This is a genomic window from Streptomyces sp. NPDC029526 (assembly GCF_040637405.1).
Taxonomy (GTDB): Bacteria; Actinomycetota; Actinomycetes; order Streptomycetales; family Streptomycetaceae; genus Streptomyces.
Window position 1 is genome coordinate 94,133 of the sequence record NZ_JBEZWE010000001.1, and the last position, 23,402, is coordinate 117,534.

Sequence of the window (23,402 nt, forward strand, 5' to 3'; positions counted from 1 at the left end):
GCCGGTCGGAGGCGGGGCGGCGGGGCGGACTGCCGGCAGCGCCGGCTGGGGCGAAGGTGCCGGCGTCGGCCGGGGCGAGTACGTCGTCCGGGCCGGAGCACCGGGAACGCCGTCTGGGCCGGGAGCGCCGGACCGCCGAGCGGGCCGGCACCGCCTACCGGACCGGCACCGCCGACCGGGCCGGGGGCGGGCGACCGGGCCGGGACCGGGCGACGGCGGGAGTCGCATGCGGACGGGGGCCGGCGGCGGGGCCGGTCCGGCGGGGCGAAAACCGCTGGGGCCGCCCCGTCCCGGCCCACTACCCTGCGGGCATGCCCCGACCCCACGGCTTCGCCTTCACCGACCACGCGAACGGCAGCGTGGACATCACCCACCACAACCGCCCCGCCACCACCCTCAACGGCGACCGGGCCGCCCGTTTCCTCACCGAGGTGACCACCTCCCCCGACCCCCAGCTCGTCATGGCCCGCTGGACCGGGAACTACAGGCGCGGCAACGAACGGACCGCCCGCAACCACCCCCGCAACCGCCGTTGAAACCGGCCGGAAACCGACTGCGCCATTCGGGCCACGAGTAAGGGAACGGCAAAACCGTCCCGCTCGTTCATCCGGCATGACAGCTATGACCCCCGGCTCGAACATCCCCCTCCCCACCGCCCGCGTGACGGTGGACGTCGCCGCTCCGGTGCGGCTCGACGTATCGGGCCTGCTGCTCACCGCCGACGGCAAGGTGCGCTCCGACGACGACTTCATCTTCTACAACCAGCCCTCGGGGCCCGGTGTGACCTACCGCTCCGGCGGCGGCACCGCCCCCGACGCGATCACGGTCGACACCACCGCCCTCCCGCCCGGTATCGAGAAGATCGTCATCACCGCCAGCCCCGACGCCGCGGGCCAGACCTTCCAGGGCATCGAACCGACGGCCACCATCCGGGGCGCGGACGACCAGTCCGTCCTGGCCACGTTCACCCCGCCGCGCCTGGGCGCCGAGACCGCCCTGGTGGTCGTCGAGATCTATCTGCGCAACGGTGCCTGGAAGGCCCGGGCCGTCGGCCAGGGCTACGCCAACGGGCTGGCCGGCATCGCCACGGACTTCGGCGTCTCCGTCGAGGAGCCCGCCACCCCCGCGGCCCAGCCCGTCGCCCCGCCGCCCGCCGCCGTCCAGCCGCCGCCCGTTCCGCCGGCCCCGCCGGTGAGCGCGCCCCAGGCGCCGCCCGCGCCCGCCGCTCCCCCGGCGCCGGCCGCCCCGGCCGCCGGCTCGGGGAAGATCAACCTGGACAAGGGCCGGGTCAGTCTCCAGAAGAACCAGACGGTCTCCCTGATGAAGGGCGGCCGGCCGCTGCTCTCGCAGGTGCGGATGGGTCTCGGCTGGGAGCCCGCGTACCGCGGCAAGGACATCGACCTGGACGCCTCGGTCATCGCCTACGGTCCGCAGCGCAACCACATCGACAGCTGCTACTTCGGCAAGCTGCAGATCCTGCACGGCGCGATCCAGCACTCCGGCGACAACCTCACCGGCGAGGGGGCCGGGGACGACGAGGTGATCAGCGTCGACCTCGGCCGGCTCCCGCAGGAGGTCTCCGGCCTGGTCTTCACCGTCAACTCCTTCTCCGGGCAGAAGTTCACCGAGGTCGCCAAGGCCTACTGCCGCCTGCTGGACGGCACCACCGGTGAGGAACTGGTCCGCTTCGACCTCACCTCGGCCGAGCCGCAGACCGGCGTGATGATGGCGAAGCTGATCCGCCAGTTCTCCGGCGAGTGGGAGATGACGGCCATGGGCGACTTCGTGAAGTCCCGCACCGTGCGCGGCATGGTCAAGCCTGCCGCGCAGGCCCTCTAGCCGCCGACGCCGCGCGGCCACCGCCGCCGCGGCCCGCAGACGTCCCCGCCCCGTGCTCCCCTCCCGGGGCGGGGACCCCTGTGACGCCTCGGCCGGCCCCGCGGCTCCCCACCACGGCTCATTCCGGGGTCAGGGGCGCAGCCCCTCCACCAGGAGCCCCACGTACCGGCGGACGTCATCGCCCTCGCCGTCCGCGAGTTCCGAGGCCGTCGCCACCCCGTGCACGAGCCGCAGCACGTCGACGGGCCCGACGTCCCGGCGCAGCGCCCCCGCCTCCTGCGCCGCCCCGACCAGCAGCCGGGCCGCGCCCAGCAGCGGCTCGCAGCAGCCCGGACCGCCGTCCCCGCCGCCGCCGACGGCCGGACCCAGCAGGGCCTTCAGGCCGCGCACCCGGATCATCCCGGCGCCCAGCTCCTCGAGCCACGCGCGCAGCGCGGGGCCGGGCGGCAACCGGTCCGCCAGGTCGCCGCCACGGGCCGCGAGCACCGCGATCCGGTCGGCGTACACGGCCTCCAGCAGTGCGCGGCGGGTGGGGAAGTGCCGGTAGAGCGTGCCCGATCCGACCCCGGCCCGCCGGGCGATGTCGTCGAGGCTCGCTCCCTCGCCCTGTTCGGCGAACGCCTCGGCCGCGACCTCCAGCAGCCGCTCGCGGTTCCGCCGGGCGTCGGCACGCAGGGGCCTGACCTGTGCCATCGGCCCTCCTCGTCCGCCCGCCGGTCCCTCCGTCCCACCCTATCCAGGGAAAGGGAGGGGCCCGGCGGGCGGACGGGGCGGTCAGAACAGGGCGCTGTAGGCGTTCAGCGCCGGCTGGCCGCCGAGGTGGGCGTAGAGGACGGTCGAGTCGCGGCCGATCTCGCCCCGGGACACCAGGTCGACCATCCCGGCCATGGACTTGCCCTCGTACACCGGGTCGGTGACCATCCCCTCGGTCCGCGCGGCGAGCCGCATGGCGTCCAGGGTCGTCTCGTCCGGTATCCCGTAGGTCCCGGCGTGGTACCGCTCGTCCAGCTCGACGTCGTCCACGGTCAGCTCCGCCTCGACGCCGATGAGCCGGCCGGTCCGGTCCGCGATCCGGGCGATCTGCTCCCGCGTCCGGCCCGGGTCCGCCGAGGCGTCGATGCCGATCACCCGACGGGGTCGGCCGCCCGCCTCCTGAAGCGCCCGGAAGCCGGCGACCATGCCCGCCTGGGTGGAGCCGGTGACCGAGCACACGACCACGGTGTCGAAGAAGACGCCCGCCGCCCGCTCCTGCTCCGCCACCTCGTAGGCCCAGCCGGCGAACCCCAGCCCGCCGAGCGGGTGGTCGGAGGCGCCGGCGGGGATGGCGTACGGCCTGCCGCCGGACTCCTCGACCTCCCGCAGGGCCTGCTCCCAGCTCTCCTTGAAGCCGATGCCGAACCCGGCCCGTACCAGCCGTACGTCGGCGCCGGCGAGCCGGCTGATCAGGATGTTGCCGACCTTGTCGTACACGGCGTCCGGCCAGTCCACCCAACTCTCCTGCACCAGAACGCACTTGAGTCCGGCGCGGGCGGCGACGGCGGCCACCTGACGGGTGTGGTTGGACTGCACGCCGCCGATGGAGACGAGGGTGTCACAGCCCTGCGCGAGGGCGTCGGCGACCAGGTACTCCAGCTTGCGGGTCTTGTTGCCGCCGTAGGCCACGCCGGAGTTGCAGTCCTCCCGCTTGGCCCAGAGGGCGGCACCGCCGAGGTGGGCGGTGAGCCGTTCCAACGGGTGCACGGGCGAGGGTCCGAACAACAGCGGGTACCGCGCGTGGGAGGCGAGGGACATGAGGGTTCCTTCCGCTCGGGCCGCGCCGGTACGGCAGGGCCGGGTCAGGGCGTGTCGGCGAGCTCCTCCAGGCCCCGCCAGATCTCGGCGGTGATGTGCACCGCCCCGTCCGTGTCGCCGCTCGCGCAGGCGTCGATCAGCCGGTCGTGCAGCCCGGCGGAGTTGCAGGCGCCGCCCTCGCCGAAGCGGCGCCGCTCCAGCCGCCGGATGAGCGGGGTGTAGCGGGCGACGGTCGCGGCGGCGGCCCGGTTGCCGCTCACCCGTACGAGGACGTCGTGCAGAGCGTCGTCCGCGCGCAGGGCGGCGTCCACGTCCCCGGCGCGCACGGCCGCAGCGAACCGTTCGTTGGCGGCGCGCATCGCGTCCGTGTCGGCCTCCCGCAGGCGGGGCACCGCGACCCGGGTGACCAGTTCGTGCAGGGCGCCGACGACGGCCGCGGCGTCCCGCACGTCGGCGGCCACCAGCGGGGTCACCCGGGTGTAGCTCTGCGGCTTGCTCTCCAGCAGGCCCTCGTCGACCAGCCGCGAGAACGCCTCCCGCACCGGCGCCCGGGACAGCCCCAGCCGCTCGGCGAGGTCGGCGTCCCGCACGACGGTCCCGGGTTCGATCTCGCCCGCCACGATGGCGTCCCGGATCGCCGCGTGGGCGCGGTCCCTCAGGAGGGTGCGGGAGACGGGGCGCAGGGCGTTCATGACTGACATGTTAGATGTCAGAGCGACGGGCACACAAGACCGTGCCCCCGCACGGGGATGCGGGGGCATCAGGTCAGAGACCGTCGGGGGGAAGGGGCGCCCGGCGAGGAGACGGCGCCGAGCAGAGGCCCGGCGAGGAGACGGCGCCGAGCGGGGGCCCGGCGAGGGGACGGCCCGAGCGGGGGCCCAGCGAGGAGACAGCGCCGAGCGGGGGCCCGGGACGGACGGCAGCGGACACCACGCCCCGGGACTGACGGCGCGGCCACCCCGACCGGGACACGCGGGCGCGAGCACTCCACGCAGGCCAGGCGACAGCGGGCACCACGCCCCGGGACGGACGGCAGCGGACACCACGACCTGGGACAGGCGCGAAGCGATCCTCGACGAAGTGGCCCCCCACACGCGACAGGCGCGGGCAGCCACCGCGGGCGGGGCCGGCTGACCGCGGCGTCAACCGCCGTGCTGGGAGCGCGCCTTGAACGCCGCCTTCCGGGCCTCCTTGGCGATCTTCTTGTCCGGGTGCAGCCGCCCCATCGCCTCCAGGACGTCCGCCGTGGCCGGGTGGTCCACGCGCCAGACGGTGGCGAAGAAGCCGCTGTGCTGGGCCGCCAGGCCCTCGACCAGGCCGCGCAGCTCCTCGGAGTTGCCCTCGGCCGCGAGCTGGGCGGCCACGGTGTCGATGGTCAGCCAGAAGATCATGGCCTCGGAGGGCGGGGGCACGTCCGCCGCCCCCTGCTCGGTCAGCCAGACCCGGGCCAGGCCTCCGAGTTCGGCGTCGTCCAGCACCTCCCGCAGGGCGGGCTCCGCGGACGGGCCGACCAGCGACAGCGCCTGCTGGCAGCGCAGCCGTCGCAGCGGCGCGCCCTCGTCCGCACCCCGGGCCGCAGCGAGCAACTCGCGGGCCGCGGTGAGGGGTTCACGCCGGGTCAGCCACTGCTCGGTCTCCGCGTGGGCCGCCGCCGGGGGGAAGACGGCGGTGCCGTCGAGCAGCGCGTCCGCCCCCTTGTCCGCCAGGTCCCCGACCGCCGGGGCGTCGAAGCCGGCCTCCAGCAGCCGGGCGCGCAGCCCGTACAGCCCGAGCGGCGTGAGGCGCACCATGCCGTAGCGGGAGACCTCGACGTCGTCCACGGGAGCGGCCGGTTCCTCGTCGGCGTCGGCCATCAGCGCCTCGTCCACCGGCTGGTACTCCACGAGTCCGGCCGGCTCCAGCATCCGGAACTGGTCGTCCAGGCGCATCATCGCCTCGGACACCTGCTCCAGGACGTCGTCGGTGGGCTCGCCCATGTCGTCCGGCAGGATGACGGACGCGGCGAGCGCGGGCAGCGGCACCGCGGCCGGCTCCACGCCCTCGTCGCCGACCGTCAGCAGGTACAGGTTGCCGAGGACGCCGTCGAGGAACTCCGCGTCGGCCTCGGGGTCCCAGTCGAGCGAGGAGAGGTCCAGCTCGCCGGAGCCCTCGTCGGCGGCGATGGCGTCGACGAGTCCGCCGAGGTCCGGGACGCTCGCGTCGGCGAGCACGGTCTCCAGGGCGGCGAGCCATACCTCCAGCACCTCGTGCGGCGAGCCGCCCCCGGTGACCACCCCGAGGTCGGCACCGGCGGCGACCGTGCCCTCGTCCTCGTCGGTCACCTCGACGAGCCCGGCGTCCACGGCGGCACGCCAGGCCTCCGCGGCCTCGGCCGCCGCGTCCTCGCCGGTCAGCCCCAGCTCCTCGGCGGCGGCCGCCACCTGGTCCTCGACGAGTCCGCCGCCCGCGTCGACCCGGGTGGCGGCACCGGCCCAGCGGGCGAGCCGGACGGCCCGGGAGAGCAACGGGGTGGACAGCGCGTCGCGCGCCAGCTCCGCTTCGGGACGCAGCCGCGCGGGCGGCAGAGTGGAGCTGTCTGACATCGGCTGGATCTCCTAGCACGCCTGGTGAGGACTCAATCGCTCAGCCTAGACGGATGTGAACCCATGCCGCCCGCTTCCTCCCCCCTCCGCCGGACGTACGTGGCCGAAACCTTGACAAGTGGCGTGGCCAGGCTGGAGATTGACGCGCGTAGAAATCGGCGGACAGGTGTTCACCGGAACCGCGGGGCCCCGTCGCACCCGTCGGTCCCCCCGCACGCCGGGCCGCCCCACGGGTGCGGTCCGCGCCGTTCCCGCTGTCCCCGTGCTCGCGTTGTCCCGTTCCACCCTCGTCCCGGCGCTCCACACGTCCCCGGAGGGAAATTCCGTTGCCGCTCACACCGTCCGCGCGTCTCGCCGCGCTCACCGTCGCCGCCGTCTGCTCGGCGGCGTCGGCCGTCGTCCTCAGCTCACCGGCGCACGCCGACTCCGTGCGCATCCACGACATCCAGGGTGACACCCGGATATCGCCGTACGTCGGCCGTCAGGTCGCCGATGTGGCCGGAATCGTCACCGGCGTCCGCACCTACGGCTCGTCCCGCGGCTTCTGGATCCAGGATCCGCAGCCGGACGCCGACCCGGCCACCAGCGAGGGCGTGTTCGTCTACACCGGGTCGACCCCCGCGGGCGTCGCCGTGGGAGACGCGGTCACCGTCTCCGGAACGGTGACCGAATACGTCCCCGGCGGCCTCGCCTCCGGCAACCAGTCGCTGACGCAGATCAGCCGCCCCACCGTCACGGTGACCTCCAGCGGCAACCCCGTCCCCGCCCCCTTCACCCTGGACGCCCGGTCCGTGCCGTCCGCCTACACCCCGGACGGGGACCCCGCCGCGGACGGCTCCGTCAACGCCCTCCCGCTGCGCCCGGACCGCTACGCCCTGGACCGGTACGAGTCCCTGGAGGGGATGAACGTCCGGGTCGCCGACACCCGGGTGGTCGGCGCCACCGACCCGTACACCGAGCTGTGGGTCACGGTGAAGCCGTGGGAGAACCGGAGCGCCCGGGGCGGCACGGTGTACGGCTCCTACGAGGCCCAGAACACCGGCCGTCTGCAGATCCAGTCGCTGGGCAGCGCCGCGGACTTCCCCGACGCGAACGTCGGCGACCGGCTCACCGGCACCACCGCGGGCCCGCTGGACTACAACCAGTTCGGCGGCTACACCCTGGTCGCCAACGAGCTCGGCACCCTCGAGGAGAGGGGCCTGCGGCGCGAGAGCACCCGCAAGCAGCGGGCGGGCGAACTCGCCGTGGCCACCTACAACGTGGAGAACCTCGACCCCTCCGACGACACCTTCGCCGCGCACGCCGCCGCGATCGTGAACAACCTGCGCTCGCCGGACATCGTGGCCCTGGAGGAGATCCAGGACAACAGCGGTGCCACCGACGACGGCACGGTCGCCGCGGACCTGACCCTGACGAAGCTGATCGAGGCCGTCGAGGCGGCCGGCGGTCCGCGCTACGCCTGGCGTTCGGTGGACCCGGCCGACAAGGCGGACGGCGGCCAGCCCGGCGGCAACATCCGCCAGGCGTTCCTCTACAACCCGAAGCGGGTCTCCTTCACCGACCGGCCCGGCGGCGACGCCACCACCCCCGTCGGCGTCACCAAGGTCCACGGCAAGGCGGCGCTGACGCACTCCCCCGGCCGCGTCGACCCGGCCTCGGCGGCGTTCGAGGACAGCCGCAAGCCCCTGGCCGGCGAGTTCGTCTTCCGCGGCCGGACGGTCATCGTGATCGCCAACCACTTCGCCTCCAAGGGCGGCGACCAGAGCCTGACCTCGCAGTACCAGCCGCCGGCCCGGAGCTCGGAGACCCAGCGCCACCTCCAGGCGCAGGCGGTTCACGACTTCACCGCCGAGGTCCTGAAGACCGAGAAGAACGCGCGCGTCGTCGCCCTGGGCGACATCAACGACTTCGAGTTCTCCCGGACGACGAAGATCCTCCAGGGCGACGGAGTGCTCTGGCCGGCCATCAAGTCCCTGCCGAAGAGCGAGCGTTACTCGTACGTGTACCAGGGCAACAGCCAGGTGCTGGACCAGATCCTGATCAGCCCCGCGATCCGCCGGGGCCGCACGTTCAGTTACGACAGCGTGCACATCAACGCCGAGTTCCACGACCAGATCAGCGACCACGACCCGCAGGTCCTGCGCTTCCGGCCGTGAGGGGGCGCCCGTGGGGGAAGCCCGGGGAAGCCCGTGAGTGAAACCGCGGTGGAGGGCCCCTACGGGAACGCCCTCCGTGGACGGCCGTGACCCGCAGGCGTTCGCGGGCTCACGACGGGCTCCGGCTCCACGGCCGACGCACGTCGGGCCGGCCGGACGGGAGGAACCGTCCGGCCGGCCCGAGGCGCACCCCGCACCCCGTGTCCCACGCGGGACACGTCCCGCTCAGCGGTGACTGCTCTGGCGGCGCAGGACGACCCCGGCGGCCACCACCGCTCCTGCCGCCGCCCCGGCGATCAGCACCGGGCGCGGGTGCCGACGCCCGTCACGGCCCACCTGCGTGGCACTGCTGCGCAGCTGCACGGACATCGCCCCGGCCTTGTCCCGCAGGTCCTCCGCCCTGGCCCGGGCCCGCCCCTTGACGTCCATCTTCCCGGCCAGCTCCTCGACGGTGTCGCCCAGTTCGTGGCGGGTCCGCTCGATCTGCCGACGCAGTTCGTCCGGCCCCTTGGCGCCCCGCGCGGCGGCCTCACCCCCCGCGGTGGAGCCGGAGCCGGCCCCGCCCGTGCCCGTCACGTCCTGTGTCATCGGTGTGCCCTTCCCTTGATCTCCTCCACGTCGGCCTTCACGCTGCCCAGCGCCTCCTCGGGCGTGGCGGGTGTGGCCCGGCGCAACTGCGCGCGTCCGGCCACGGCCAGCACGCCCGCGATCGCGAACAGCACGGCCGTGACGATCAGTGCCGCCAGCCAGACGGGCAGCACCAGCGCCAGCGCCGCCGCACCGGTACCGGCCAGCGCCAGCAGACCGGCGTAGGCGAAGGCCCCCGCGGCTCCGAGCATGCCGCCGCCCCGCCCGGCGCGTTTGCCCTTGGCGGCCAGTTCCTCCTTCGCCAGGGCCACTTCCTGCCGGGCGAGCCGGGAAAGCTGTTCGGTGGCCTGTCCGACGAGCTCACCCACGCTGTGCTCGTCGCGAACCGGCCGGTGGTTGATGGTTCCGGTCACAGTGGTCCGCCTCCTCTCGGTAGGAAGGCACCCGAGTACCCGCACCGCGCCACGACTACGCCTGGACACGTCTCCTCCCCACCGCGCAGCGCTGCTTACGCGTCATGACGTGAAAAATTAAGTGGAGCTTCACGGTCGTCGGGCAGAGACTGCTCCCATGGCTCCCACACCTCCGCCTCCCATGCCTCCCAGTGCTCCCACCTCTCCTGGTGCTCCCGCGCCTCCCGCGCCTCCCACGGCTCCCGTGACGACGGCCGCGGGGACGGCACCGCCGCCCGCTCCGCCCTTCGGCCGCGCCCTGTGCGCGATGGTCACGCCGTTCACCCCCGACGGCGCCCTGGACCTCGACGGCGCCCAGCGCCTCGCCGACCACCTGGTGACCCGGGGCTGTGAGGGCCTCGTCCTGTCGGGCACCACGGGCGAGGCCCCCACCACCACGGACGCGGAGAAGTCAGCCCTGATCACGGCGGTCCGCGAGGCCGTCGGCGACCGTGCCCGGATCGTCGCGGGGGTCGGCACGCCCGACACCGCGCACACCGCCGACCTGGCCCGGCAGGCCGAGCAGGCGGGCGCCGACGGCCTGCTGCTGGTCGCCCCCTACTACAGCCGTCCCCCGCAGGACGCGGTCGAGGCCCACTTCCGGGAGATCGCCGACAGCACGGGTCTCCCGGTGGCCCTCTACGACGTCCCGGCCCGCACGGGCACCCGCATCGAGCCGGACACCCTGCTCCGGCTCGCCGGGCACCCCCGGATCGTGGCGGTCAAGGACTGCTCGTACGACCTCCTCGCCGCCCAGAAGGTCATCGCCGCCACCGGCCTCGCCTACTACGCGGGCTGCGAGGAGCACAACCTGCCCCTCTACGCGGTCGGCGGCGCCGGATACGTCAGCACGGTCGCCAACGTCGCCCCGGGCCACCTGCGCGCCGTGCTCGACGCCTTCGACGCGGGCGACACGTCCCGGGCGGCCCGCCTCCAGCACGCGGCGATCCCCCTCGTCGAGGCCGTCATGGCGAGCGGCCTCCCCGGCACCGTCGCCGCCAAGGCCCTGCTCAACGCGCTCGGCCACCCCGCGGGCCCGCCCCGCGCACCGCTCCGCCCCGCCGACCGCACCACGACGGACCGGCTGATGTCCGCCTACGAGGCCGTCGTGTCGAACGGATGACACGACGGCAGGGGCATCCGGTGACTACGCGCCGCCGAGCCGCTCGGCCAGGTCGGCCAGACCGTCGGCGTGCAGGTCGAAGCGGTCCGAGGGGGCGGGCGGGTCGCCGACGGGACGGGCGACGTAGGCGGTGCGCAGGCCGACGGCCTGGGCTCCGCGCAGGTCCCAGGCATGGGCGGCGACCATCAGCAGCCGCTCCGGCGGCCGTCCGGAGACGGAGACGGCCAGCCGGTAGACCGCTGGGTCCGGCTTGTAGGTGCGGGCGTCCTCGGCGGACAGGGCCTGGTGCCAGCGCAGTCCGGCGTGGGCGTTGAGTTCCAGCAGGGCCGTCCGGCTCGCGTTGGAGAGCCCGATCACCGGGAAACGGTCCGCGAGCCCGGCGAGCCCCGCCACGCTGTCGGACCACGGCGGGAGCCGGCGGCCCGAGCGCGCCAGGGCCGCCACGGCGGCCGGATCGCCGACCCCGGCGGCGTCGGCCACGAGACGGGCCGCCTCCAGGTCCAGGACATCGCTGGGGACGTACGGCCGAACACCGTCGACGACACAGCGCTGCTCGCGGGCGATGTGCCGCTGCCACAGCGCCAGGAGTTCCTCGGTTCCGGCCCCGTCGAGGGACGGTGCCAGTTCACGCAGTCCGGCCCGGAGGCCGGCGGGTTCGTCGACGAGGGTGCCGAGCACATCGACCACGACGGCGTCGATCTCCGGCTGTGCCATGGATGAAGCCTCCTGGGGCGTGGCGGGGGCGGGACGGTGACCGCTGTCCCGGAGAACCTCGCGGGAGGCCGTCCCGATTCCCGACCAACCCCGAGCCGCCTGCCGGGCTTCTGTGCGGAGGCGCCCCGGAGGGGGTCGCGCCGCACGCACGAGCGCCCCTCCCGGCCGCCCCTGGGCCGTGGAAGGGCGCTCGCCGTGGACCGGTCGTCCACGGATACCGGCCACGCGGCCGCAGCTCGCGGCCGCCAATGATCAGTTGTGGCTGTGCAGCACCTCGTTCAGTCCGCCCCAGTTGGCGTGGTTGGGCCGGGCCTCGACCGTGCCGCTGACGGAGTTGCGGCGGAAGAGGATGTTGGACGCGCCGGACAGGACGCGGGCCTTGACGATCTCGCCGTCGGGCATGGTGATGCGGGTGCCCGCCGTGACGTACAGGCCGGCCTCGACCACGCACTCGTCGCCGAGGGCGATGCCGACGCCCGCCTCGGCGCCGATCAGGCAGCGCTCGCCGATGGAGATGATGACGTCACCGCCGCCGGACAGCGTGCCCATGGTGGAGGCGCCGCCGCCGATGTCGGAGCCGTCGCCGATGACCACGCCGGCCGAGACGCGGCCCTCGATCATCGAGGTGCCGAGGGTGCCGGCGTTGAAGTTGACGAAGCCCTCGTGCATGACCGTGGTGCCGGCGGCCAGGTGGGCGCCCAGGCGGACCCGGTCGGCGTCGGCGATGCGGACGCCCTTGGGGGCCACGTAGTCCGTCATGCGCGGGAACTTGTCGATGGAGGTGACGGTCAGGTGCAGGCCCTCGGCGCGGGCGTTGAGGCGCACCTTCTCGACGTAGTCCACGGCGACCGGGCCGAGCGAGGTCCAGGCGACGTTGGCGAGGCAGCCGAAGATGCCGTCCAGGTTCTGGCCGTGCGGGCGGACCAGGCGGTGGGAGAGCAGGTGCAGGCGCAGGTAGGCGTCGTGTGCGTCGACCGGCTTCTCGTCGAGGGAGGAGATGACCGTGCGGACCGCGACCACCTCGACGCCCCGGCGGGCGTCCGGACCGACCGCCGCGGTGGCGCCCCCGCCGAGGAGTTCGGCGGCGCGCTCGGCGGACAGCCGCTCGGTGCCGGACGGGCCCTCGGCCGATGCGGCGGTCAGTTCGGGCGCGGGGTACCAGGTGTCGAGGACGGTGCCGTCGGCGGCGATGGTGGCGAGGCCGGCGGCCACTGCGCCGGAGGGGCTCTGAGCAGTCGTGTCGGTCATGAGGGCAACCTAACCGGCCGGGGCCCGGCGAGGCGAACCGGTGGGCCCGCCGTCTCGGGTGGCGGTCCGTCGGTCAGCCCGGGGTGTCCTCGTCGGGGTGTGGTGTGCCGGGCGGGACGATCCGGGCCAGGGCCTCGCGTGCGAACGCCTCGTCGTAGGGCGTGTCCGTGAGGAGGACCTGGAGGCAGATGCCGTCCAGGAGGGCGACCACGGCGCGGGCCGTGACGGGGTCGACGCGGTGGGCGAGTTCGGCGACGACGCCCTCGCTCCACTCGGCGGCGACCGGGCGCAGGGCGGGGCGGCGCAGGGCGGCGAGGTAGAGCTCGTACTCCAGCTCGACGCCGGTGCGTTCGCCGGCCAGCCACTCCCCCATCACGGAGGCGAGTTCGGCCGCCAGGTCGGTGCGGGGGTCACGCAGACCGGGGTGGGCGGCGACCACCTTGGCGAAGCCCTCGTTGGCCTGGCGCAGGGCGGCGACCAGCAGTTCGTCGAGGGTACGGAAGTGGTAGGTGGTGGAGCCGAGCGGGACGTCGGCCTCGGCGGCCACGGTGCGGTGGGTCAGCCCGGCGATGCCGTCGCGGCCGACGACGCGGATGGCCGCGTCGATGATCCGCTGCCGGCGTTCGGGGTCGTAGCGCCGGGCCATCAGTGCGCGCCCCCCAGGTTGAGCACCACCACTCCGACGATGATCAGGCCGATACCGACGGCCTTGACCACGGTCAGGCCCTCCCCGAGGAAGGCCACGCCGATGGCGGCGATGGCGGCGGTGCCCACCCCGGCCCAGATGGCGTAGGCGGTGCCGATCGAGAGGGTGCGCAGGGTCTGCGCGAGGAGGGTGAAGGAGATCACGTAGCCGATCAGGGTGAGCAGCGACGGCCAGAGCCGGCTGAAGCCGTCGCTGTACTTCATGGCGGTGGTGGCACCGACCTCGGCGGCGATGGCCCCGGCCAGCAGCAGGTATCCCATGTGTACAAGCGTACCCAACGATGTGGACGCCCGTACATACCGCCGCACCGGCGCGCGCCCCGGGGCCCGCCGGGAGGGCGTCCGGACACGACGACGGCCCCCGGCGGGTTCGCCGGGGGCCGTCGTGCGGTGGTGCGCGGTGGTGCGGGGTCTCAGACGTTGAAGCCGAGCGCCCGCAGCTGCTCACGGCCGTCGTCCGTGATCTTGTCGGGGCCCCACGGCGGCATCCAGACCCAGTTGATGCGCAGCTCGTTGACCAGCCCGTCCGTGGCGGACTTGGCCTGGTCCTCGATCACGTCCGTCAGCGGACAGGCCGCCGACGTCAGGGTCATGTCGATGGTCGCCACGTTGGAGTCGTCGACGTGGACGCCGTAGATCAGGCCGAGGTTGACGACGTCGATGCCCAGTTCGGGGTCGACGACGTCCATCAGGGCCTCGCGGACTTCCTCCTCCGAGGCCGGTTTCATCTGCACGGTCTCGCTCATGCCGTTGTCCTTTCGGCGTCGGAGCCCAGAGCCTGGGCCGTCGCGTCCTTCCACGCCATCCAGCTGAGGAGGGCGCACTTCACCCGGGCCGGGTACTTGGAGACCCCGGCGAACGCGACCGCGTCCTCCAGGATCTCCTCCATCGCGTCGTCCGGCTCGATCTTCCCCTTGGACTGCATCAGCTCCAGGAAGGTCTCCTGGACCCGCCGCGCGTCCGTCAGATCTTTGCCGACCAGCAGTTCGTTCAGCACGGAGGCGCTCGCCTGGCTGATCGAGCAGCCCTGGCCCTCGTAGCTGACGTCCCGGACGGTCGTGCCGTCGTACTTCACACGGAGGGTGATCTCGTCACCGCACGTCGGGTTGACGTGGTGCACCTCGGCGTCGCCGTCCCGCAAGCCCCGCCCGTGCGGGTTCTTGTAATGGTCCAGGATGACTTCCTGGTACATCGAATCCAGCTTCACGCGCAGCCAGCCCCTCAGCCGAAGAAGTTCCGTACGTGCTCCAGTCCGTCGACCAGAGCATCGATCTCGGCCGGCGTGGAGTACAGATAGAACGACGCCCGCGTGGTCGCAGGAATTCCGTACCGGAGGCAGACCGGGCGCGCGCAGTGGTGACCGACCCGGACCGCGAGGCCCTGCTCGTCGAGGACCTGGCCCACGTCGTGCGGGTGGATGTCCCCGAGCGTGAAGGAGATCGCCGCTCCGCGGTCCTCGGCCGTGGCGGGGCCGATGATGCGCAGGTCGGGCACCTCGCCCAGCCGCTTGACGGCGTACTCGGTCAGCGCGTGCTCGTGGGCGAGGATCTTGTCCATGCCGATGGCCTGGAGGTAGTCGATCGCCGCGCCCAGGCCGACCGCCTGCGCGATCGGCGGGGTGCCCGCCTCGAACTTGTGCGGGGCGGGCGCGTAGGTCGAGGAGTGCATCGACACGGTCTCGATCATCTCGCCGCCGCCGAGGAACGGGGGCAGGTCCTCCAGCAGCTCCTGACGGCCCCACAGGACGCCGATGCCGGTCGGGGCGCACATCTTGTGACCGGTGAAGGCCACGAAGTCGGCCTGGAGGGCCTGCACGTCCAGCGGCATGTGCGGGGCGGCCTGGGAGGCGTCGATGCAGACGAGCGCACCGACCTCCTGGGCGCGGCGGACGATGGCCTCGACCGGGTTCTGCGTGCCCAGGATGTTGGAGACCAGCACGAAGGAGACGATCTTCGTCTTCTCGGTGATGACCTCGTCGATGTTCGACAGGTCGAGCCGGCCGTCGTCGGTCAGGCCGAACCACTTCAGCTTCGCCCCGGTGCGCTGCGCGAGCAGCTGCCACGGCACGATGTTGGAGTGGTGCTCCATCTCCGTGATGACGATCTCGGTCTCGTGGTCCACCCGGTAGGGGTCGTCGGCCCAGCCGAGCATGTTGGCCACGAGGTTGAGCGACTCCGAGGCGTTCTTGGTGAAGATCACCTCGTCGCGGCTGGGCGCGTTGATGAACGCGGCGACCTTGTCGCGCGCGCCCTCGTACAGCGCCGTGGCCTCCTCGGCGAGCACATGCACACCGCGGTGGACGTTGGCGTTGTGGCGCTCGTAGTACTCACTGAGTGCGTCCAGCACCTGGCGCGGCTTCTGCGAGGTCGCCGCGTTGTCCAGGTACACGAGCTTCCGGCCGTCGTGGACCTGACGGTCCAGGACGGGGAAGTCCTTGCGGATCGCCTCGGTGTCGAGGAGGCCCGGCAGCAATGTCACGCGGATGCGCCACCCTTCGTGTCGACTTCGTCGCGCTTCGCGTATGCCTCGTAGCCCTCCGCCTCCAGCTTGTCGGCCAGCTCGGCCCCGCCGGACTCGACGATGCGGCCGTCGGCGAACACGTGGACGTGGTCGGGCTTGATGTAGCGCAGGATGCGCGTGTAGTGCGTGATGAGCAGGGTGCCCACGTCACCGGCCTCGCGGACGCGGTTGACGCCCTCGGAGACGACGCGCAGGGCGTCGACGTCCAGGCCGGAGTCGGTCTCGTCGAGGACGGCGATCTTCGGCTTGAGCAGCTCCAGCTGGAGGATCTCGTGGCGCTTCTTCTCACCGCCGGAGAAGCCCTCGTTGACGTTGCGCTCGGCGAAGGAGGGGTCCATGTTGAGGCGCTCCATGGCCTCCTTGACCTCCTTGACCCAGGTGCGCAGCTTGGGGGCCTCGCCGCGGATGGCGGTGGCGGAGGTGCGCAGGAAGTTGGAGACCGAGACGCCGGGGACCTCGACCGGGTACTGCATGGCGAGGAACACGCCGGCGCGGGCGCGCTCGTCGACGGACATCTCCAGGACGTCCTCGCCGTCGAGGGTGACGGTGCCGCCGGAGACGGTGTACTTGGGGTGACCGGCGAGCGCGTAGGCGAGCGTCGACTTGCCCGAGCCGTTGGGGCCCATGATGGCGTGCGTCTCGCCCTGCTTCACGGTGAGGTCGACGCCCTTGAGGATTTCCTTCGTGGCGTTGTCGGCCTCGACGGTGACGTGCAGGTCTCGGATTTCAAGCGTTGCCATGGGTGCCTCAGGACTCCTGGGTGACGGAGACGAGCACATCGTCCCCTTCGATCTTTACGGGGTATACGGGAACGGGGCGGGTCGCCGGGAGGGCGTCGGGCTTGCCGGACCGGAGGTCGAAACGCGAGCCGTGCAGCCAGCACTCGATGTGGCAGTCGTCCACCTCGCCCTCCGACAGGGACACGTTCGCGTGCGAGCAGATGTCGTTGATCGCGAACACCTCCCCGCAGGTCTGCACGATGGAGACCGGCGTGCCGTCGAGTTCCACCCGCTTGGGGGTGTCCTCCTCCAGCTCGCTCAGCCCGCAGGCGCGTACGAAGCTCATCCGACCGCGGCCTCCAGCTCCTCCTCGATCTTGGCGATCAGGCGCTCCTCGATGTCGGCGACGCCGATCTGCTGGACCAGCTCGGCGAAGAAGCCGCGCACCACCAGGCGGCGGGCGTCCTTCTCCGGGATGCCGCGCGCCATCAGGTAGAACAGCTGCTCGTCGTCGAAGCGGCCGGTCGCCGAGGCGTGGCCGGCGCCGACGATCTCGCCGGTCTCGATCTCCAGGTTGGGCACGGAGTCGACCCGGGCGCCGTCGGTGAGCACCAGGTTGCGGTTCATCTCGTAGGTGTCGGTGCCCTCGGCCGCGGCCTCGATGAGCACGTCACCGATCCACACCGCGTGCGCGTCGTCGCCCTGGAGCGCGCCCTTGTAGACGACGTTGGACTTGCAGTGCGGGACGTTGTGGTCGACCAGGAGGCGGTGCTCCTGGTGCTGGCCGGCGTCGGTGAAGTACAGGCCGAACAGCTCGGCCTCGCCGCCGGGGCCGGCGTAGGCGACCCGCGGGTGCAGCCGGACGACGTCGCCGCCGAAGGTGACGACGACCGACTTGAAGGTGGCGTCGCGGCCGACCAGCGCGTTGTGCTGGGCGGCGTGCACGGTCTTCTCGTCCCAGTCCTGCACGGACACGACGGTCAGCTTGGCGCCGTCGCCGAGCACGAACTCGACGTTCGCCGAGAGCACCGCGTCGCCGGTGTGGTCGATGACCACGATCGCCTCGGCGAAGGCGCCGAGTTCGACCACCTGGTGGGCGTAGGCGGTGCCGCCCTCGCCGTGCACCGCGATGCGGATCGGCTCGGTGAGGACGGCCTCCTTGGGCACCGTCACGACCGAGGCCTGCTCGAAGGCGGAGTACGCCTGGGCGGCGACCCGGTCCACCGGGGTGCCGGCGCGGCCGAGCCGCGCGTCGTCCCGCCCGACGGTCTCGACGACGACGCCCTCGGGCGCCTGGACGGCGACCTTGACGCCTCCGTCGGTGGCGGTGGCGGTGCCGTCGTGCAGCCCGCGCAGCCGCTCCAGCGGGGTGAACCGCCACTCCTCCTCACGGCCGTGGGGGACGGGGAAGTCCGCCACGTCGAAGGACGGGGGCGCGCTCATGCGGGTGGCGACGGTCGACTCCGCGGCGACCGCGATCGAACCCGTGGTGGTGGACCCCACGGGGATGTTCTGAGCCTCAGCCATGGCTGTCGTAGTGCTCGCTTTCCTGTGCGTAAGGGCTTGAGGGAACGGCGTGGTGCCTCAGCCGACCGCGCCTTCCATCTGCAGCTCGATCAGCCGGTTGAGCTCGAGGGCGTACTCCATCGGCAGCTCCTTGGCGATCGGCTCGACGAAGCCGCGCACGATCATGGCCATCGCCTCGTCCTCGCTCAGACCGCGGCTCATCAGGTAGAAGAGCTGGTCCTCGGAGACCTTGGAGACGGTCGCCTCGTGGCCCATGGACACGTCGTCCTCGCGGACGTCCACGTAGGGGTAGGTGTCCGAGCGGGAGATTGTGTCGACCAGCAGCGCGTCGCAGAGCACGTTGGACTTGGAGCCCGGGGCGCCCTCGCCGATCTCGATCAGACCGCGGTAGGAGGTGCGGCCACCGCCACGCGCCACCGACTTGGAGACGATGTTGGACGAGGTGTTCGGGGCCATGTGGACCATCTTGGCGCCCGCGTCCTGGTGCTGGCCCTCGCCGGCGAAGGCGATGGACAGGGTCTCGCCCTTGGCGTGCTCGCCCATCAGGTAGACGGCCGGGTACTTCATCGTCACCTTGGAGCCGATGTTGCCGTCGACCCACTCCATGGTCGCGCCCTCGTAGGCCACGGCGCGCTTGGTGACCAGGTTGTAGACGTTGTTCGACCAGTTCTGGATGGTCGTGTAGCGGCAGCGGGCGTTCTTCTTGACGATGATCTCGACGACCGCGGAGTGCAGCGAGTCCGACTTGTAGATCGGCGCGGTGCAGCCCTCGACGTAGTGCACGTAGGCGCCCTCGTCGACGATGATCAGGGTCCGCTCGAACTGGCCCATGTTCTCGGTGTTGATCCGGAAGTAGGCCTGGAGCGGGATCTCCACGTGCACGCCCGGCGGCACGTAGATGAAGGAGCCGCCGGACCACACGGCCGTGTTCAGCGCGGCGAACTTGTTGTCACCGGCCGGGATGACCGTGCCGAAGTACTCCTTGAAGAGCTCGGGGTGCTCCTTCAGGGCGGTGTCGGTGTCCAGGAAGATGACGCCCTGCTCCTCCAGGTCCTCGCGGATCTGGTGGTAGACGACCTCCGACTCGTACTGCGCGGCGACACCGGCGACCAGGCGCTGCTTCTCCGCCTCCGGGATGCCCAGCTTGTCGTAGGTGTTCTTGATGTCCTCGGGCAGGTCCTCCCAGGACTGCGCCTGCTTCTCCGTGGAGCGTACGAAGTACTTGATGTTGTCGAAGTCGATGCCCGACAGGTCCGAGCCCCAGTTCGGCATGGGCTTCTTCTCGAACAGGCGCAGGCCCTTGAGGCGGAGCTTGGTCATCCACTCCGCCTCGTCCTTCTTCGACGAGATGTCCTTGACGACGTCCTCGTTGAGACCACGCCGGGCGGTGGCGCCGGCCTCGTCGGAGTCGGCCCAGCCGTATTCGTACGTGCCCAGCCCTTCGAGCTCGGGGTGGGCAGTCTCCGTGGGGAGAGTCATGCGGGGTTCCTCCCGGACGTGCTTGCAGGTGCGTGGTGGGAAATCTTCGGGATGTACGTCGTGCAGACGCCGTCGCCGTGCGCGATGGTCGCCAGCCGCTGCACATGCGTACCGAGAAGTTCGGCGAAAAATTCCGTCTCGGCCTCGCAGAGCTGCGGGAACTGTTCGGCGACGTGCGCGATGGGGCAATGGTGCTGGCAGAGCTGCTCACCGACCGGTGCGCTGCGCGCCGTAGCAGCGTACCCGTCCGCGCTCAGCGCCCTGGCCAGCGCCTCGGTCCGCTCCTCCGGGGGAGCGGCCTCGACCGCGGCCCGGTACGCCTCCGCCTGGGCCGCGATGCGGGCCCGGGCGAACGCGGCGACCGCGTCACCGCCGCCGAACTGTTCGCCGATCCAGCGCAGGGCGTCGGCGGCCAGTTCGTCGTAGGACTGGTCGAACGCGTCCCGGCCCTCGTCGGTGAGCGCGAACACCTTGGCCGGGCGCCCGCGCGTGCGTGCGCCGTAGACCCGTCGTTCGCGTGCCGCCACGACGTTGTCCGTGACCAGGGCGTCCAGGTGGCGGCGGACGGCCGCCTGGGTGAGCCCGAGGCGCTCGGCCAGCTCGGCGACGGTCGACGGGCCGTGGTCCAGGATGGACCGGGCGACGCGGTTGCGGGTGGACCGCTCACCGGTTGCCAGTTCCTCGTGGGAAGCCTCGCCAACGTTTTTCACAACACCATTGTTGCGTAATTCATCGGGCCCGGGCAAGCCGCGTCCGGATCATGCGATCGTGCACTGCATCACTTAGGCAAACCTAAGCCGACCTGCGGAAACGATCTTTGATCGATCAGGAGCGGGGGCCCGTCCACCGCCGGCGCGGTCCGGCCCACGACCCTCCCGGCGGCCCGTCGAAGATCCTCCCGCGCCGCTCCCCGCACCCCCGGACCGGGGTGCCCGGCGCCCTCCCTAGACTCGTGACCCATGCGAAGCGAGCCCGTGGTCCAGGTCCAGGCCCTGGTGAAGCGGTACGGCCCGAAGACCGCGGTGGACGGCCTCGACCTGGTGGCCCGGCCGGGCGTGACCGCCGTGCTCGGACCCAACGGGGCGGGCAAGACGACCACCGTCGAGACCTGCGAGGGCTACCGGCGGCCGGACTCCGGCACGGTGCGCGTCCTGGGCCTCGACCCGGTGCGCCAGTCCGCCGAACTCCGCCCCCGGATCGGCGTCATGCTCCAGTCCGGCGGCGTCTACTCGGGCGCCCGCGCCGAGGAGATGCTGCGGCACGTGGCGAAGCTGCACGCGCACCCGCTGGACGTGGACGCCCTGATCGAACGGCTCGGGCTCGGCTCCTGCGGCCGGACCTCCTACCGGCGGCTCTCCGGCGGCCAGCAGCAGCGGCTCGCCCTCGCCATGGCGGTGGTCGGACGGCCCGAGCTGGTGTTCCTCGACGAGCCGACCGCCGGCCTCGACCCCCAGGCCCGCCGCGCCACCTGGGACCTCGTGCGCGACCTGCGCGACGACGGGGTCTCCGTCATCCTCACCACGCACCACATGGACGAGGCCGAACAGCTCGCCGACGACGTGGCGATCATCGACGCGGGCCGGGTGGTCGTCCAGGGCTCCCCCGAGGAGCTGTGCCGGGGCGGCGCCGAGAACACCCTGCGCTTCGGCGGACGGCCCGGCCTGGACCTGGCCTCGCTGCTCAAGGCCCTGCCCCCGGACACCACGGCCGACGAACCGGCGCCCGGCACCTACCGGGTGCTCGGCACGGTCGACCCGCAGCTGCTGGCCACCGTCACGTCCTGGTGCGCGCAGAACGGGGTCATGCCGGAGCGGATCTCCGTGGAGCGGCACACCCTCGAGGACGTCTTCCTGGAGCTGACCGGCAAGGAGCTGCGTTCATGACGGCGACCGGCACACCGACCGGCCGGGGGTCCGGGGGTCGCCCCCCGGGACAGCACAGCCTGGAGCTGACCGGCAAGGAGCTGCGTTCATGACGGCCACCCGCACGCCCACCGGCCGGGGGTCCGGGGGTCGCCCCCCGGGACAGCACAGTCTGGAACTGACCGGCAAGGAGCTGCGCTCATGACGGCGACCGGCACCTACGCGCCCCGGCCCGGCGCCGCCCCGCTGCCCCGCATGATCGCGGCGCAGGCGGTGCTGGAGACGAAGATGCTGCTGCGCAACGGCGAGCAACTGCTGCTCACCGTGGTGATCCCGACGCTGCTGCTGGTGCTGTTCAGCACGGTGGACATCGTCGACACCGGCGAGGGGCGGGCGGTGGACTTCCTCGCCCCCGGCATCCTGGCGCTCGCCGTGATGTCGACGGCGTTCACCGGGCAGGCCATCGCGACCGGCTTCGAGCGGCGCTACGGGGTGCTGAAGCGGCTCGCCGCCTCCCCGCTGCCCCGCTGGGGCCTGATGACCGCCAAGTCGCTGTCCGTCCTGGTCACCGAGATCCTCCAGGTCCTCCTGGTGACCGTGATCGCCCTCGCCCTGGGCTGGTCGCCGCGGGGCAACCCGTTCGCGGTGTTCCTGCTGCTGGCGCTCGGCACCGCGGCCTTCTCGGGGCTCGGCCTGCTCATGGCCGGCACCCTCAAGGCGGAGGCGACCCTCGCCGCGGCCAACCTGGTGTTCCTGCTGCTGCTGATCGGTGGCGGGGTCGTGGTCCCGCTGGACAAGTTCCCGGACGCGGCGCAGGGCGTGCTCGGCCTGCTGCCGATCTCCGCCCTGTCGGAAGGGCTGCGGGACGTCCTGCAGCACGGGGCAGGGATGCCCTGGGGCAGCCTGGCCGTGCTGGCCGGGTGGGCGGTCGCGGGGCTGGCCGCCGCGGGGAGGTTCTTCCGGTGGGAGTGAGGGGGCGGATGACGGAGCCCGCGGCGGACGGAGCGGGCCGCTCCGGCACCCCCGACCCTCGTGAAAGCGTGCACAAGCCGCGGCCTACGATGGACCCGTGCCAAACGTGACCCGCGCCGACGCCCCGAGCGCCCTGCGCAACCCGCTCGCCTTCATCGCCGCGCGCTGGACCCCGGATCCCCGGACGGTCCGGCGGGCGGCCCTCGCCGCGCTCGTCATGTCGGTGGTCATCGTGGTCACCGGCGGCGCCGTGCGGCTGACGGGCTCCGGCCTCGGCTGCCCGACCTGGCCCAAGTGCACCGACGACTCCATCGCCGCCACCCGCGAGATGGGCGTGCACGGCGTCATCGAGTTCGGCAACCGGCTGCTGACCTACGTGCTCTGCGCGGCCGTCGGCTGGGCGATCGTCGCCGCGCGCTCCACGAAGCCGTACCGGCGGGGCGTGGTCCGTCTCGGCTGGGCCCAGTTCTGGATCGTCATGGGCAACGCGATCCTCGGCGGGATCGTGGTCCTGGTCGGCCTGAACCCGTACACGGTCGCGGCGCACTTCATGCTGTCGTCGGCGCTGATCGCGGTGGCCACGGTGATGTGGCAGCGGGTCCGCGAGGGTGACGGGGCGCCCCGGCCGCTGGTCGGCAAGGCCGTGCAGCAGCTGGTGTGGTTCCTGGTGGCCGCCGCGGTGCTGCTGATCGCGGTCGGCACGGTGGTGACCGGTGCGGGGCCGCACGCGGGCGACTCCAGCGAGGTCGAGCGGATGCCGCTGGACTGGGAGACGGTGAGCAAGCTGCACGCCGTCCTGGCGTGGATCGTGGTCACGCTGACGTTCGCGCTGTGGTTCGTGCTCAAGGCCGTCGACGCGCCGAAGGGGCCGCTGCACCGCACCCGGGAGCTGTTCGTCATCCTGCTGGCGCAGGGGGCCATCGGCTACGTCCAGTACTTCACCGACCTGCCGGAGGTTCTGGTCGGGCTGCACATGTTCGGCTCGTGCGTGATGTGGATCTGGGTCGTGCGGCTGCTGCTGTCCCTGCGGGAACGCCCGGAGGAGGCGGTCACCGGTGGTCTGCCGGGCCCGTCCGCCGAGGCCGCGCTGACGAAGGCCTGACCGGCCCGCACCTCCCCCGGCGG

The 23,402-nt window shown here is 72.6% G+C and carries 25 protein-coding genes; 7 read left to right on the top strand and 18 right to left on the bottom strand.

Features of this window, described 5'->3' with window-relative positions; all coding sequences use genetic code 11:
• The first annotated feature begins 311 nt into the window (after positions 1 to 311).
• Entirely contained in the window at positions 312 to 536 is a 225-nt protein-coding gene (locus tag AB0F01_RS00460) for a hypothetical protein (RefSeq protein ID WP_362088884.1), read from the top strand.
• Positions 537 to 621: 85 nt separating this feature from the next.
• Positions 622 to 1,839 (top strand): TerD family protein, encoded by a 1,218-nt coding sequence (locus tag AB0F01_RS00465; RefSeq protein WP_362090154.1) that lies wholly within the window; start codon positions 622 to 624, stop codon positions 1,837 to 1,839.
• A gap of 129 nt (positions 1,840 to 1,968) precedes the next feature.
• Here AB0F01_RS00465 and AB0F01_RS00470 read toward each other — a convergent pair whose 3' ends face one another.
• From AB0F01_RS00470 to AB0F01_RS00485, 4 genes are all read right to left on the bottom strand, one after another.
• Positions 1,969 to 2,532 (bottom strand): helix-turn-helix domain-containing protein, encoded by a 564-nt coding sequence (locus AB0F01_RS00470; protein ID WP_362088885.1) that lies wholly within the window; start codon positions 2,530 to 2,532, stop codon positions 1,969 to 1,971.
• 81 nt (positions 2,533 to 2,613) lie between these two features.
• The gene (locus AB0F01_RS00475) at positions 2,614 to 3,630 is read right to left on the bottom strand and encodes a 1-aminocyclopropane-1-carboxylate deaminase (RefSeq protein WP_362088886.1); all 1,017 of its coding nucleotides are present in this window, start codon (positions 3,628 to 3,630) and stop codon (positions 2,614 to 2,616) included.
• Positions 3,631 to 3,674: 44 nt separating this feature from the next.
• Entirely contained in the window at positions 3,675 to 4,322 is a 648-nt protein-coding gene (locus AB0F01_RS00480) for a GntR family transcriptional regulator (RefSeq protein ID WP_362088887.1), read from the bottom strand.
• Between the two features lie 450 nt (positions 4,323 to 4,772).
• Positions 4,773 to 6,212, bottom strand: coding sequence for a hypothetical protein (locus tag AB0F01_RS00485; protein ID WP_362088888.1), 1,440 nt, complete (start codon positions 6,210 to 6,212; stop codon positions 4,773 to 4,775).
• Positions 6,213 to 6,538: 326 nt separating this feature from the next.
• Here AB0F01_RS00485 and AB0F01_RS00490 point away from each other — a divergent pair, with 326 nt between their 5' ends.
• Positions 6,539 to 8,368: an endonuclease/exonuclease/phosphatase family protein gene (locus tag AB0F01_RS00490; protein WP_362088889.1), complete on the top strand. Its 1,830-nt coding sequence runs from the start codon at positions 6,539 to 6,541 to the stop codon at positions 8,366 to 8,368.
• 225 nt (positions 8,369 to 8,593) lie between these two features.
• Here the strand turns inward: AB0F01_RS00490 and AB0F01_RS00495 are convergent, their stop codons facing one another.
• Entirely contained in the window at positions 8,594 to 8,956 is a 363-nt protein-coding gene (locus AB0F01_RS00495; protein ID WP_362088890.1) for a DUF3618 domain-containing protein, read from the bottom strand.
• Positions 8,953 to 9,369 carry a phage holin family protein gene (locus AB0F01_RS00500; protein ID WP_362088891.1) on the bottom strand — a complete coding sequence of 139 codons (417 nt, stop codon included), beginning with the start codon at positions 9,367 to 9,369 and terminating at the stop codon, positions 8,953 to 8,955. Before AB0F01_RS00500 ends, AB0F01_RS00495 begins: the two co-directional genes overlap by 4 nt.
• A 244-nt stretch (positions 9,370 to 9,613) precedes the next feature.
• Here AB0F01_RS00500 and dapA point away from each other — a divergent pair, with 244 nt between their 5' ends.
• Entirely contained in the window at positions 9,614 to 10,531 is a 918-nt protein-coding gene (dapA, locus tag AB0F01_RS00505; protein ID WP_362088892.1) for a 4-hydroxy-tetrahydrodipicolinate synthase, read from the top strand.
• Between the two features lie 24 nt (positions 10,532 to 10,555).
• On the opposite strand, the gene AB0F01_RS00510 is transcribed toward dapA, so the two are convergent.
• The 12 genes from AB0F01_RS00510 to AB0F01_RS00565 all read right to left on the bottom strand — a co-directional run bounded on the left by AB0F01_RS00510 (position 10,556) and on the right by AB0F01_RS00565 (position 20,153).
• Positions 10,556 to 11,245 carry a haloacid dehalogenase type II gene (locus tag AB0F01_RS00510; protein WP_362088893.1) on the bottom strand — a complete coding sequence of 230 codons (690 nt, stop codon included), beginning with the start codon at positions 11,243 to 11,245 and terminating at the stop codon, positions 10,556 to 10,558.
• A 252-nt stretch (positions 11,246 to 11,497) separates the two neighbouring features.
• Positions 11,498 to 12,493, bottom strand: a complete 996-nt coding sequence (gene dapD, locus AB0F01_RS00515; RefSeq protein WP_362088894.1) for a 2,3,4,5-tetrahydropyridine-2,6-dicarboxylate N-succinyltransferase — start codon at positions 12,491 to 12,493, stop codon at positions 11,498 to 11,500.
• Between the two features lie 73 nt (positions 12,494 to 12,566).
• Entirely contained in the window at positions 12,567 to 13,139 is a 573-nt protein-coding gene (locus tag AB0F01_RS00520) for a TetR family transcriptional regulator (protein WP_362088895.1), read from the bottom strand.
• The gene (locus AB0F01_RS00525) at positions 13,139 to 13,459 is read right to left on the bottom strand and encodes a multidrug efflux SMR transporter (protein ID WP_362088896.1); all 321 of its coding nucleotides are present in this window, start codon (positions 13,457 to 13,459) and stop codon (positions 13,139 to 13,141) included. The genes AB0F01_RS00520 and AB0F01_RS00525 overlap by 1 nt, the downstream gene beginning before the upstream one ends.
• A gap of 152 nt (positions 13,460 to 13,611) precedes the next feature.
• Positions 13,612 to 13,944: a metal-sulfur cluster assembly factor gene (locus tag AB0F01_RS00530; protein WP_164337500.1), complete on the bottom strand. Its 333-nt coding sequence runs from the start codon at positions 13,942 to 13,944 to the stop codon at positions 13,612 to 13,614.
• Positions 13,941 to 14,405 (bottom strand): Fe-S cluster assembly sulfur transfer protein SufU, encoded by a 465-nt coding sequence (gene sufU / locus AB0F01_RS00535; protein ID WP_362088897.1) that lies wholly within the window; start codon positions 14,403 to 14,405, stop codon positions 13,941 to 13,943. The genes AB0F01_RS00530 and sufU overlap by 4 nt, the downstream gene beginning before the upstream one ends.
• Positions 14,406 to 14,419: 14 nt before the next feature.
• Positions 14,420 to 15,676, bottom strand: coding sequence for a cysteine desulfurase (locus tag AB0F01_RS00540; protein ID WP_362088898.1), 1,257 nt, complete (start codon positions 15,674 to 15,676; stop codon positions 14,420 to 14,422).
• Positions 15,673 to 16,458 carry a Fe-S cluster assembly ATPase SufC gene (gene sufC / locus AB0F01_RS00545; RefSeq protein ID WP_362088899.1) on the bottom strand — a complete coding sequence of 262 codons (786 nt, stop codon included), beginning with the start codon at positions 16,456 to 16,458 and terminating at the stop codon, positions 15,673 to 15,675. Before sufC ends, AB0F01_RS00540 begins: the two co-directional genes overlap by 4 nt.
• A 7-nt stretch (positions 16,459 to 16,465) precedes the next feature.
• Positions 16,466 to 16,783, bottom strand: a complete 318-nt coding sequence (locus tag AB0F01_RS00550) for a non-heme iron oxygenase ferredoxin subunit (RefSeq protein WP_164337496.1) — start codon at positions 16,781 to 16,783, stop codon at positions 16,466 to 16,468.
• Positions 16,780 to 17,964: a Fe-S cluster assembly protein SufD gene (gene sufD, locus AB0F01_RS00555; protein WP_362088900.1), complete on the bottom strand. Its 1,185-nt coding sequence runs from the start codon at positions 17,962 to 17,964 to the stop codon at positions 16,780 to 16,782. Before sufD ends, AB0F01_RS00550 begins: the two co-directional genes overlap by 4 nt.
• A gap of 57 nt (positions 17,965 to 18,021) precedes the next feature.
• On the bottom strand, positions 18,022 to 19,443 hold the full coding sequence (sufB, locus tag AB0F01_RS00560; protein ID WP_362088901.1) for a Fe-S cluster assembly protein SufB: 1,422 nt from the start codon (positions 19,441 to 19,443) through the stop codon (positions 18,022 to 18,024).
• Positions 19,440 to 20,153: an ArsR family transcriptional regulator gene (locus AB0F01_RS00565; RefSeq protein ID WP_362088902.1), complete on the bottom strand. Its 714-nt coding sequence runs from the start codon at positions 20,151 to 20,153 to the stop codon at positions 19,440 to 19,442. The genes sufB and AB0F01_RS00565 overlap by 4 nt, the downstream gene beginning before the upstream one ends.
• 249 nt (positions 20,154 to 20,402) lie before the next feature.
• On the opposite strand from AB0F01_RS00565, the gene AB0F01_RS00570 reads away from it, so the two are divergent.
• From AB0F01_RS00570 to AB0F01_RS00580, 3 genes are all read left to right on the top strand, one after another.
• Positions 20,403 to 21,326, top strand: a complete 924-nt coding sequence (locus AB0F01_RS00570; protein ID WP_362088903.1) for an ABC transporter ATP-binding protein — start codon at positions 20,403 to 20,405, stop codon at positions 21,324 to 21,326.
• A 180-nt stretch (positions 21,327 to 21,506) separates the two neighbouring features.
• On the top strand, positions 21,507 to 22,277 hold the full coding sequence (locus AB0F01_RS00575) for an ABC transporter permease (RefSeq protein ID WP_362088904.1): 771 nt from the start codon (positions 21,507 to 21,509) through the stop codon (positions 22,275 to 22,277).
• Between the two features lie 106 nt (positions 22,278 to 22,383).
• A complete protein-coding gene (locus tag AB0F01_RS00580; protein ID WP_362090156.1) occupies positions 22,384 to 23,379 on the top strand; it encodes a COX15/CtaA family protein in 996 nt (331 codons plus the stop codon).
• Positions 23,380 to 23,402 lie beyond the last annotated feature (23 nt).

Excerpts from the sequence above, each read along its gene's own strand:
- AB0F01_RS00460 (WP_362088884.1), top strand. The coding sequence starts at position 312 with ATGCCCCGACCCCACGGCTTCGCCTTCACCGACCACGCGAACGGCAGC.
- AB0F01_RS00465 (WP_362090154.1), top strand. The coding sequence starts at position 622 with ATGACCCCCGGCTCGAACATCCCCCTCCCCACCGCCCGCGTGACGGTG.
- AB0F01_RS00470 (WP_362088885.1), bottom strand. The coding sequence starts at position 2,532 with ATGGCACAGGTCAGGCCCCTGCGTGCCGACGCCCGGCGGAACCGCGAG.
- AB0F01_RS00475 (WP_362088886.1), bottom strand. The coding sequence starts at position 3,630 with ATGTCCCTCGCCTCCCACGCGCGGTACCCGCTGTTGTTCGGACCCTCG.
- AB0F01_RS00480 (WP_362088887.1), bottom strand. The coding sequence starts at position 4,322 with ATGAACGCCCTGCGCCCCGTCTCCCGCACCCTCCTGAGGGACCGCGCC.
- AB0F01_RS00485 (WP_362088888.1), bottom strand. The coding sequence starts at position 6,212 with ATGTCAGACAGCTCCACTCTGCCGCCCGCGCGGCTGCGTCCCGAAGCG.
- AB0F01_RS00495 (WP_362088890.1), bottom strand. The coding sequence starts at position 8,956 with ATGACACAGGACGTGACGGGCACGGGCGGGGCCGGCTCCGGCTCCACC.
- AB0F01_RS00510 (WP_362088893.1), bottom strand. The coding sequence starts at position 11,245 with ATGGCACAGCCGGAGATCGACGCCGTCGTGGTCGATGTGCTCGGCACC.
- dapD (WP_362088894.1), bottom strand. The coding sequence starts at position 12,493 with ATGACCGACACGACTGCTCAGAGCCCCTCCGGCGCAGTGGCCGCCGGC.
- AB0F01_RS00520 (WP_362088895.1), bottom strand. The coding sequence starts at position 13,139 with ATGGCCCGGCGCTACGACCCCGAACGCCGGCAGCGGATCATCGACGCG.
- AB0F01_RS00525 (WP_362088896.1), bottom strand. The coding sequence starts at position 13,459 with ATGGGATACCTGCTGCTGGCCGGGGCCATCGCCGCCGAGGTCGGTGCC.
- AB0F01_RS00530 (WP_164337500.1), bottom strand. The coding sequence starts at position 13,944 with ATGAGCGAGACCGTGCAGATGAAACCGGCCTCGGAGGAGGAAGTCCGC.
- sufC (WP_362088899.1), bottom strand. The coding sequence starts at position 16,458 with ATGGCAACGCTTGAAATCCGAGACCTGCACGTCACCGTCGAGGCCGAC.
- AB0F01_RS00550 (WP_164337496.1), bottom strand. The coding sequence starts at position 16,783 with ATGAGCTTCGTACGCGCCTGCGGGCTGAGCGAGCTGGAGGAGGACACC.
- sufD (WP_362088900.1), bottom strand. The coding sequence starts at position 17,964 with ATGGCTGAGGCTCAGAACATCCCCGTGGGGTCCACCACCACGGGTTCG.
- sufB (WP_362088901.1), bottom strand. The coding sequence starts at position 19,443 with ATGACTCTCCCCACGGAGACTGCCCACCCCGAGCTCGAAGGGCTGGGC.
- AB0F01_RS00570 (WP_362088903.1), top strand. The coding sequence starts at position 20,403 with ATGCGAAGCGAGCCCGTGGTCCAGGTCCAGGCCCTGGTGAAGCGGTAC.
- AB0F01_RS00575 (WP_362088904.1), top strand. The coding sequence starts at position 21,507 with ATGACGGCGACCGGCACCTACGCGCCCCGGCCCGGCGCCGCCCCGCTG.